Source organism: Acinetobacter kookii, assembly GCF_900096895.1.
Taxonomy (GTDB): Bacteria; Pseudomonadota; Gammaproteobacteria; order Pseudomonadales; family Moraxellaceae; genus Acinetobacter; species Acinetobacter kookii.
This window is the reverse complement of record NZ_FMYO01000020.1, coordinates 1-4,399: the sequence shown is the minus strand read 5'-3', so window position 1 is coordinate 4,399 and position 4,399 is coordinate 1. Positions and strand designations below refer to the sequence as shown.

Below are 4,399 nucleotides of genomic sequence, written 5' to 3'. Positions count from 1 at the left end.
ATTCAACGATACGAGCATTACCAAAGGGTGAGTTGAAAAAAGACTTATTATCCTGTCTGCGTCATGAAAATAAAAAGCGAAAAGCTAACGGTGAATCTAAAAAAGATTCTATATTACAGGATATTAAAACTATTCATAAGCGCCCAGCCGAAGTTCAAGAAAGAAAAATACCGGGTCATTGGGAAGCCGATTTAATTAAAGGTAAAGACAATAAAAGTTCGATAGCAACACCTACTGAACGAAATACACGGCTCTGTATCTTGGCAACATTACCTGATGCAAAGGCAGAATCAGTGCGCAAGGCTTTAGCTGAAGCTCTGAAATATTTACCTGCAGAACTGCGTAAAACGTTGACCTATGACTGTGGACATGAGATGTCAGAACATAAAATACTCGAAGAAGATTTAGGCATAGATGTATATTTCTGTGACCCCCATTCCCCCTGGTAAAAAGGCACATGCGAAAATATGAATGGTTTAATTAGGCAATATTTACCTAAAGGGATTGATTTAAACCAGGCAGATCAGCATTATTTAAATCAAGTTGCCATGTCACTGAATATTCGTCCTAGAAAAGCGTTAGATTGACTTACACCATTAGAGAAATTTGCTCAGCTTATTGATTATCATAAGACTTTTGAAACTGTCGCACCTCATGTTTGAATTCGCCCCAATATGTAGTTTACGCCATTGGCGACGATATTCAGGTCCATGTTTCTTGCGTTTCCATTCGCCCTCACCTAGAAACTTCATCCCTGTAGAGTCCATGAGTAGATGCAGCCCATCGCTACTTTTTTGGTAACTGATTGCAATATCAATATGCTTTTGTCTTCTACAAAGCGTGGTGTAATCTGGTGGTGTCCAATTTAATCCGCAAAGTTTAATCAGACTTTGCACAAAGCCAGTGACAATACGTAAAGACAGACGAAATAAAGATTTAATCATTAAGCAGCATTGGATGGCTGCGTCGGAGTAGATTTGATTTCGCCCTTGTTTGCCTTTTGATGGAGCATATCATTGCGTAGCAGGATCAAACCAAATGGCAATATTTCCTCGACTCATGAGTGCTCGGTTATATGCGGGCCAATTGGTTGTGCGGTAGATTTTGTGTGTAGGCTTCTTCATTTGAAAATTATATCGCTGAAAAAAACGTTACAGATAGGGTTGTGCAACAAAGCCCTTAGTTGAAAAAAAACTTTTAGATTTCATGCTCACACACCACCTAAAACAAAAAATATCTGATTGATTTTACAGGATTTTAATTTAAGTCTTTATTCTACTCACTCGCAATATCAACGTTTAGTATCACGACTCACTAACTCATTAACTAAATATGGAGCAGTACGGCTATCTTGATTTTCTGTTATTTGTTTTGGTGTTCCTGCCACAACAATATTCCCACCAGCATTTCCAGCACCTGGTCCCACATCAATCACCCAATCTGCTTGTGCAACGGCACGCATATCATGCTCAATCATAATCACGGTATTACCCGCATCGACTAATCGCTGCAATTGAACTAACAATCGATCTACATCTGATGGATGCAAACCTGTAGTTGGCTCATCAAGTATATACAGTGTATTTCCACGCTGATTGCGTTGCAGCTCGGTCGCCAATTTAATACGTTGCGCTTCTCCACCAGATAGTTCAGTCGCTGGTTGCCCTAAACGTAAATAACCAAGGCCAATTTCCTTTAATAATTGTAGTGAACGAGCAATCGAGACCTCTCCATCAAAAAAATCACGTGCTTCATTGACGGTCATTCCTAATACTTCAGCAATATTACGTCCATTCCAGCGAATTTTCAGAGTGTCATCATTATATCGAGCACCATGACATGTCGGACAAGGGGCATATACACTTGGCATAAACAATAATTCTACACTGACAAAGCCTTCACCTTCACAAGTTTCACATCGCCCTTTAGCCACATTAAACGAAAAACGTCCAGCATCATAATGAGCTTGGCGAGCTTCAGGAGTCCCAGCAAATAACTTTCTAACATGATCAAATAAACCCGTATAAGTTGCCAGATTAGAACGTGGAGTACGGCCAATTGGTTTTTGATCAACCTGTACCAGACGCTGTATAGCCTCCACATCACCAGCCAGAGAACCCTGTGTAACCTCGGTAACCAACATTCCTTCATTTAAAGGATTATTTTCATTATTGTTTTCAGTTTCAGATTCATTGCCTAAATATGAAAGTACTAACTCGGGTAAAGCTTGAGAAACGAGACTAGATTTACCTGAACCTGAAATACCTGTAACTGCTGTAAGTACACCAAGAGGTATACGAGCATCAATATTATGCAGGTTATGTCGGTAAATATTGTTAAGTTCAAGCCAACCAGAGGGTGTACGTCCATAACTTTGAGTAACTGGGATTTTATTAAATAAATAACTTGCAGTACGTGAAGCTGAAATCTCACTTAAACCCTGAGGTACTCCACTATATAAAATATTACCACCTTGCTCTCCTGCATCTGGTCCAACATCCACTAACCATTGAGCACGACGCATGAGCTCTAAATCATGCTCTACAACAAATACGGAGTTTCCAGCGTCTCTTAATTTATCGAGAGAATCATATAATGACTGACTATCTGAAGGATGTAATCCAGCAGACGGTTCATCCAGTACATAAACTACACCAAATAGCATAGAACTTAATTGTGTTGCTAAACGCAAACGTTGTAACTCTCCCGCTGAAAGAGTCGGTGTGGCTCTATCTAATGTTAGATAACCAAGACCTAACTGGCGTAATTGATTTAAACGCCCCACCACACCATTTGCTAAACGCTGGGCAGCAATTTTCTTTTCATCTGAAAGTGCTGACGTACGTCTTACATCTGGAGATACAGAATGCACAGCTCTACCTGTTGTTGCTCGTTCAGATCTGTCAAGTTGGGTTACTTTATTATTAGTCTTTTCTCCAGCATCATGAGCGTCGAAATTGCCAAGAACAATGGGCTCAAGCAGGCAAGTTAACTTATCCAAAGAAAGTTGCATAAACTCACCAATATCTACTCCAGCAAAGGTAATAGATAAGGCTTCTGGTTTAAGGCGTTTACCATGACAGGAAGGGCATATTTTTCCTTCCATAAAACGTGAAACACGTTTTTTCATCAACGTACTTTGGGTATTAGCAAAAGTATGAAGGACATAGCGACGAGCACCAGTGAAAGTGCCCATATAGCTGGGTTCTAGTTTACGTTTAAGTGCAGATTGAGTCTCAGCGGGGCTTAAACCAGCATAGACAGGAACTGTTGGGGTTTCTTCAGTAAATAAAATCCAGTCTCTATCCGATTGCGGTAAATCTTTCCATGGTCGATCAACATCATACCCTAGGGTTACTAGGATATCGCGTAAGTTTTGCCCGTGCCAAGCAGGTGGCCATGATGCGATAGCTCTCTCACGAATACTGAGTGTTGGGTCAGGAACCATTGTCGATTCTGTAACTTCATAAATGTGACCTAAACCATGACAGGTAGGACAAGCACCTTGAGGAGTGTTCGGTGAAAAGTCCTCGGCATATAACATTGGCTGATCGGCAGGATATGCACCAGCACGCGAATAAATCATTCGCACGAGACTTGATAAAGTTGTTACACTTCCAACAGAAGAACGGGTATTACTTGCACCACGTTGTTGTTGCAATGCTACTGCTGGTGGTAGACCATCAATAGCATCAACATCTGGTACTCCGGCCTGATCTATTAAGCGTCTTGCATAAGGTGCAACAGATTCGAAATATCTTCTTTGTGCTTCAGCAAAAATAGTTCCAAAAGCAAGTGATGATTTTCCTGAACCCGATACACCTGAGAAAACAACAAGTGCATTTCTTGGGATAGAAACATCTACATCCTTAAGGTTATGCTCACGTGCACCTCGAACTTCAATACAATTATTAGATAAAGTAATGTTATTGTGTTCACCAAAAGAATGTATTTTCATGTTTCTACGAGCCTGTAAATTATTTTGTGTAAGTCCCATTTTTTATAAATGATCTTTTAATCGATCATCGAACTGAATCGTAAAACAATTCATTGCTAAACTAATACATTTAAATATGGCTGTCATTTGGTTTAAATCTTCAGGAGTTTTTAAACCTTTAGCTAATTCAGCTGTCATACTTTTGATTGTAGGGCGAATTCAAACATGAGGTGCGACAGTTTGAAAAGTCTTATGATAATCAACAAGCTGAGCAAATTTCTCTAATGGTGTAAGTCAATCTAACGCTTTTCTAGGACGAATATTCAGTGACATGGCAACTTGATTTAAATAATGCTGATCTGCCTGGTTTAAATCAATCCCTTTAGGTAAATATTGCCTAATTAAACCATTCATATTTTCGCATGTGCCTTTTTGCCAGGGTGAATGTGGGTCACAGAAATA

1 protein-coding gene and 3 pseudogenes are annotated in these 4,399 nt (G+C 39.7%); 1 reads left to right on the top strand and 3 read right to left on the bottom strand.

Going from position 1 to position 4,399, the window contains the following annotated elements; genetic code table 11:
* Positions 1 to 662: pseudogene (locus BLP85_RS14775) on the top strand (IS30 family transposase); the annotation flags it as partial.
* Here BLP85_RS14775 and BLP85_RS14770 read toward each other — a convergent pair.
* The 3 genes and pseudogenes from BLP85_RS14770 to BLP85_RS14760 form a co-directional block, all read right to left on the bottom strand.
* A pseudogene (locus tag BLP85_RS14770) lies at positions 660 to 1,124 on the bottom strand (IS5 family transposase); the annotation flags it as partial. The pseudogenes BLP85_RS14775 and BLP85_RS14770 sit on opposite strands and share 3 nt — an antisense overlap.
* Before the next feature lie 167 nt (positions 1,125 to 1,291).
* Complete coding sequence (locus BLP85_RS14765; RefSeq protein ID WP_034616983.1) at positions 1,292 to 3,958, bottom strand: excinuclease ABC subunit UvrA; 2,667 nt, start codon at positions 3,956 to 3,958, stop codon at positions 1,292 to 1,294.
* A 276-nt stretch (positions 3,959 to 4,234) separates the two neighbouring features.
* Positions 4,235 to 4,399 (bottom strand): annotated as a pseudogene (locus BLP85_RS14760) (IS30 family transposase); the annotation flags it as partial.